6 protein-coding genes are annotated in these 3263 nt (G+C 55.0%); all 6 read left to right on the top strand.

The genetic code is table 11. The features are described 5' to 3' along the window. Positions 1-69: 69 nt before the first annotated feature. Positions 70-405 (top strand): phage head closure protein, encoded by a 336-nt coding sequence (locus tag ACKWMY_RS27940; RefSeq protein ID WP_409487510.1) that lies wholly within the window; start codon positions 70-72, stop codon positions 403-405. Continuing rightward, positions 402-695, top strand: a complete 294-nt coding sequence (locus tag ACKWMY_RS27935; RefSeq protein ID WP_409487509.1) for a head-tail connector protein — start codon at positions 402-404, stop codon at positions 693-695. Before ACKWMY_RS27940 ends, ACKWMY_RS27935 begins: the two co-directional genes overlap by 4 nt. Then, positions 695-1141 carry an HNH endonuclease signature motif containing protein gene (locus ACKWMY_RS27930; RefSeq protein ID WP_409487508.1) on the top strand — a complete coding sequence of 149 codons (447 nt, stop codon included), beginning with the start codon at positions 695-697 and terminating at the stop codon, positions 1139-1141. Before ACKWMY_RS27935 ends, ACKWMY_RS27930 begins: the two co-directional genes overlap by 1 nt. Further along, positions 1119-1286 carry a hypothetical protein gene (locus tag ACKWMY_RS27925; protein WP_409487507.1) on the top strand — a complete coding sequence of 56 codons (168 nt, stop codon included), beginning with the start codon at positions 1119-1121 and terminating at the stop codon, positions 1284-1286. Before ACKWMY_RS27930 ends, ACKWMY_RS27925 begins: the two co-directional genes overlap by 23 nt. Positions 1287-1474: 188 nt before the next feature. Then, entirely contained in the window at positions 1475-1831 is a 357-nt protein-coding gene (locus ACKWMY_RS27920) for a phage terminase small subunit P27 family (protein WP_409487506.1), read from the top strand. Then, the coding region (locus ACKWMY_RS27915) for a terminase large subunit (protein WP_409487505.1) at positions 1815-3263 on the top strand (1449 nt) is incomplete at its 3' end. The genes ACKWMY_RS27920 and ACKWMY_RS27915, both read left to right, overlap by 17 nt.

The following is a 3263-nucleotide window of genomic DNA, read 5'->3' as shown; positions in this document are numbered from 1 at the left end:
TGGTGAAGAGTTTAGCCAAGCGTGGAAACAAACTGTCCAGGTGAAAACAGATAGCGGTAAGGGGGCAGCATGAAAGCCGGACAGATGCGCCACCGGATCACTATCCAGAACTTCACCACTATCGAACTGCCATCGGGCGAAGAGAAAGAGGTTTGGTTTGATGCGGCTACCGTGTGGGCCGAGGTGAAAGCGATCAGCGGGCGGGAGTTGCTGACCTCAGGTGCGGAGATGTCAGAAATCACCCTCAGGATCTGGCTGCGTTATCGGGCTGATGTGGGCAGCGCCAGCCGTATCTTGTGGCAACAGCGAGGGCAGAGGCAACTGGCCTACAGCATTGTCTCGGCTATTCCTGATCCGAAAGCCAGCCGGTTAGAGCTGCTATGCAAGGGAGGCGTTACGCCATGAGTGAAGTATCAATCGACCTGGAAGAGGTCAAGCTGCATTGCCGTATCGATGGCAGCGAGGAAGACACCTTGCTACAGGGCTATATCGCTGCTGCGCTGGAGATCTGCCAGAAACATATCGGTAGGCGTTTCGGTAATCAACTGGAGCTTAACCCGGCTATCAAGGTGGGCTGCCTGTTGCTGATCAGTCACTGGTACGAGAACCGCGAGATAGCCGCAGAGAAGACCGCCGAGCTGCCCTTCACCACGACCTCATTGTGGAACTACTACCGCGAGCCTGGAGTGTACTGATGCCATCTCACCCACTCAAACGCTGTACCTATCCCGGCTGCCGCAATCGCGTTAAGTCTGGTCGCTGCCCTGAGCACAAGCGCCAGGCTAACGCCGCACTGACTGCTAGCCGTGGCACCCGTACCGAGCGTGGCTATTCCAACCGTTGGGGCCAGTATCGCCTTGCCTATCTTAAGGCGCACCCGCTTTGTGTGATGTGCGAGAAGGAAGGACGCTACGCCCCGGCCAAGATAGTCGATCACATCATCCCTATCGAGGGTGAAAGCGATGTGCTGTTCTGGCCTGCCAGCAATCATCAAGGGTTATGCGTCAGCCACCACAGCCGCAAGACCACCACCCAAGACCCTCTCACCAAGCAGCAGCGCAAGGCTGGCATGTTCCGTGAGCAGGAAGAAGCATCCAGCCACCGCAACGACTGGATATATGAGTACAACAAACATGCGTGAAGAAGAGATAGAGCGATTGATAACCGGATTACAACGCAGTCGTGATGGGTTCACCAAGCGCTACGACAAGACACCAAGGCAGGCCACAGGCAAGCGCCTGTCAGAGCGTGACCGGGAGTTAGCCGAGGCATTCAGAAATCGGTAAATGATAATATTTATCATTTTAATGGTGATTGATTGCGATTTTAATGATTTCATTTGCAACTATATCAAATCGAAGGGAGGGGGGGGGATTTCAGGACGAAGCCCCCTACCGCAGGAACCACCCGCCTCCTCAAATTTTTACGCGCGGCACTTTTTTTAAAAATAAAACCGATGGAGATTCAAAACATTATGGCAAAACTACCCAGACCCCCTGCTTATCTTGATGAAATTGCGGCTCAGCAGTGGAAGGCGAAAGCCAAACTATTGGCAGAGCGCGGCGATTTGATCCCCGCCGATTGGAGCAACTTTGAATTGTATTGCGTCAACTATTCCATTTACAGAAAAGCGGTCGCAGACATTTTTGACAGAGGATTCAGCATTGCAAACAGCCAGGGAAGCGAGAGCCGCAACCCCTCTATAAGCGCCAAGGCGGAAGCGGAAAGAGTGATGATAAAAATGTCCTCCCTGCTGGGCTTTGATCCAGTCAGTCGCCGCCGTAACCCGGTGGAAACTGACGAGGAAGACGAACTTGACCGTCTGGGCTGAATACGCAGAAGCGATAAAAAACGGCGAAATACCGGCGTGTAAGCGGCTAAAACAGGCCGTAAACCGCTACTTTTGCACCCTTAACAACCCCCTTTACGTGTTCGATACGGCCACCGTAGAACGTTTTATCGCTTTTTCTCGCCTCTGTCCCCACGTCAAGGGCCCGTTACGTGGTCAATCTATAGCGTTGGAGCCGTGGCAGCAATTTGCCTTTGCCAACCTGCTGGGCTTCAAGGTGGCGGCCACTGGTCGCCGTAAATACCGCAGCGCCTACATTCAGGTACCGCGCAAGAACGCCAAATCCACGGTAGCCGCCATGCTGGCTAACTGGTTCCTAGTGATGGAGCACGGCCAGCAGGACATTTACACCGCCGCTGTGAGCCGAGATCAGGCCCGTATCGTGTTCGATGATGCCCGGCAGATGTGCCTGCTCTCCAAACCGCTGCGCAAGCGGGTGGCTATCCAGCAGCACAAGCTGATCTACGCCAAATCCAACAGCCTGTTAAAGCCACTGGCGGCCAGAGCCTCAACCATTGAAGGGACTAACCCTAGCCTGGCGGTGGTTGATGAGTATCACCTGCACCCGGATAACGGCGTTTATTCCGCCCTTGAGCTGGGTATGGGCGCACGTCCCGAAGGCATTTTGTTTGCCATCACCACCGCTGGCAGCAACATCGTATCGGCCTGCAAGCAACATTATGATTACTGCTGCCAGATATTGGCCGGGGAAGAAGAGAATGAATCGCTGTTTGCGCTGATCTACGAGCTGGACGACGAGAACGAAGTAGACGACCCGGCGCAGTGGGTGAAAGCCAATCCTAACCTGTCCGTATCCGTTGATGTGGCCGCGCTGGCCGATACCATCCAAAAGGCCCGCGGCATTCCCTCGCAGTGGGTGGAAATGCTGACCAAGCGCTTTAACATCTGGTGCCAAGGGGAAACCCCGTGGATGGGGGAGGGAGCTTGGAAAGCTTGCGCCGCCGAGTATACCGAAGCCGACCTGGAAGGCTTACAGTGTTACGCCGGTCTGGATCTGTCCTCCACCAGTGACATCACCAGTGTTTGCTATACGTTCCCGTTGGAACGCTCTGTGCGCCTGCTGACGCGCCACTACATCCCCGACGCTCAACTACAAAACCCCGCCAATAAAAACCGCACCTTGTACCGCCAGTGGGTGAAACAGGGCTGGTTACGCACCACGCGGGGGGATTGTATCGACTATGACCGCATCCGCGATGATGTGCTGGCCGATGCCGAGCGGTTCAGTATCGAACTGGTGGGCTTCGACACCTGGAACGCCACGCAGATCCGTACCCAGTTACAGGGCGCTGGCCTTGATGTGGAACCTTTCCCGCAAACCTATATGAAGTTCAGCCCGGTAGCGAAATCGGCGGAGGTATTCGTAAACCGCAAGGTGATCGAGCACAACGGT

The organism is Serratia sp. J2, from assembly GCF_046269175.1.
Lineage (GTDB): Bacteria > Pseudomonadota > Gammaproteobacteria > Enterobacterales > Enterobacteriaceae > Chania > Chania fonticola_C.
Note: the sequence above shows the minus strand (reverse complement) of the source record. Positions and strands in the feature narration are given on the sequence as shown.

Excerpts from the sequence above, each read along its gene's own strand:
- ACKWMY_RS27940 (WP_409487510.1), top strand. The coding sequence starts at position 70 with ATGAAAGCCGGACAGATGCGCCACCGGATCACTATCCAGAACTTCACC.
- ACKWMY_RS27935 (WP_409487509.1), top strand. The coding sequence starts at position 402 with ATGAGTGAAGTATCAATCGACCTGGAAGAGGTCAAGCTGCATTGCCGT.
- ACKWMY_RS27930 (WP_409487508.1), top strand. The coding sequence starts at position 695 with ATGCCATCTCACCCACTCAAACGCTGTACCTATCCCGGCTGCCGCAAT.
- ACKWMY_RS27925 (WP_409487507.1), top strand. The coding sequence starts at position 1,119 with ATGAGTACAACAAACATGCGTGAAGAAGAGATAGAGCGATTGATAACC.
- ACKWMY_RS27920 (WP_409487506.1), top strand. The coding sequence starts at position 1,475 with ATGGCAAAACTACCCAGACCCCCTGCTTATCTTGATGAAATTGCGGCT.